Annotated in this window: 2 protein-coding genes; one reads left to right on the top strand and one right to left on the bottom strand. The window is 39.2% G+C overall.

Features of this window, described 5'->3' with window-relative positions:
- Nucleotides 1-109: 109 nt before the first annotated feature.
- Nucleotides 110-346: an EVE domain-containing protein gene (locus A596_RS10630; protein ID WP_235425685.1), complete on the top strand. Its 237-nt coding sequence runs from the start codon at nt 110-112 to the stop codon at nt 344-346.
- Nucleotides 347-437: 91 nt separating this feature from the next.
- Here A596_RS10630 and A596_RS10635 read toward each other — a convergent pair whose 3' ends face one another.
- On the bottom strand, nt 438-1,097 hold the full coding sequence (locus tag A596_RS10635; RefSeq protein ID WP_039914680.1) for a hypothetical protein: 660 nt from the start codon (nt 1,095-1,097) through the stop codon (nt 438-440).
- Nucleotides 1,098-1,532: the final 435 nt, after the last annotated feature.

Genomic DNA, 1,532 nt, shown 5'->3' on the forward strand with positions numbered 1-1,532 from the left:
ACTGCCCAACCTACGCACTAACCCCACCAACAATGTCAATAGCGCACCAGTGCATGGTTCTAAATTAACACTTTGAAAGGAAGATGATCTATGGCAAAGCAATGGGCTGTTGAAAGCTGAACCCCATATCTACGGCATAGATCATCTCGCCGCCCCCAACAACCCGCGCTGGGTTTCGGTGGATATTCAACTTACGAAAGTTTTCCCACGACGGATTTCGCTTGCGGAAATTAAAGCGCAAACTGAATTAGAAAATATGGTGCTGGTTAAACAGAGCCGGCTGTCTACGCAGCCGATTACAGGAAATGAGTGGAGGTTTATTTCATCACTGGCAACTAAACCATAGGGAAGGACGAATCACCGGATATTACAACCTTGCAGATGATTAATACAAACTTTCAGACTTCTGTTAGCCCTCATTAACCCATCGCTTGTAACTAGTCTAGCCACTGCAAAATCCAATTATTCATTGCTTCATCTCGGGCTCTTTGGTGCCATAAATTAAAATCAGGTTCGTGTATACGAGCAGGCCCATAATCCCAACTGAGTTCACCAGATAATTTTTGCTTAAATATAGCCATTAGCACTTTTTCATCTAATAAACCCTCTATAACTTTGGTAAAAAATGGCTTTAATCTTGGCTGAAAACTCATTTTTTTTCTTAAAGCCCAAAGAAACCACATTTGCATTTCAACAGGTGAGTAAAAAACTGCCGGGAATTTATACTGACTTGAATCATCATAGAAATTCCAATCTAACGAGTGCGCCAGGACTAAATATTTTTCGCCGCGGGGAAATTCACTTATAGCGTTAACTTGCCCAAAGTCCTCAGGGTATAACAGATCTCTATACCACTGGGCCGTTATAGTATAGCTATCATGGTATTCGCTTAAATATTCCAAATAACACCGCTCGTTCAACGGATCTAAAAAATCATTGAATACCTGATACTTTTTTTCTAAATTCTCATCTTGCTCAGAGTATGAAAAATGCTCTCTAAGAATTCCCCAAAAACATTTCATAACAGCGATATGCGAACTTCCAAAAGTTGTTCTATTTGCCGGATCTAAATCATCATTATAATCATCATGCAGCACTTTAATTTCCTCTTGAATCAGAAGATTTTAAATGTCCATATACAACCAACTCACTATTAGAATCTCGCGAAATATAAACACGAAATGTAAGACCAGTATCAGGGTCAACACTATCAAAACTTGCGCTTTCCTGTCCACTACTTGCAAAAGAAGCAGAATTATTATCATAACCAATTTTTGATGCTCTTTTAGCAAGTAGGTTGGGCAGCAATGTCCAACATTTTGGCAATTAAATAGCATTGTTGGGCATGGCTGCCCAACCTACGCACTATCAATAACAACGCACACATAAATAGCAAAACTAATCTCACTTTAGTTCCATAGAATTGCGCGAAATAAAAAATAAGAGGGGCACACTTTTTATGTGGCCCCAGATATTTATAGAACAACTCCAGAGTGCGATGATTTTAACCACTCACCTTGCAAATGCTCAAA

This window comes from Cellvibrio mixtus subsp. mixtus J3-8 (assembly GCF_000766945.1).
In the GTDB taxonomy this organism is placed as follows: domain Bacteria; phylum Pseudomonadota; class Gammaproteobacteria; order Pseudomonadales; family Cellvibrionaceae; genus Cellvibrio; species Cellvibrio mixtus_A.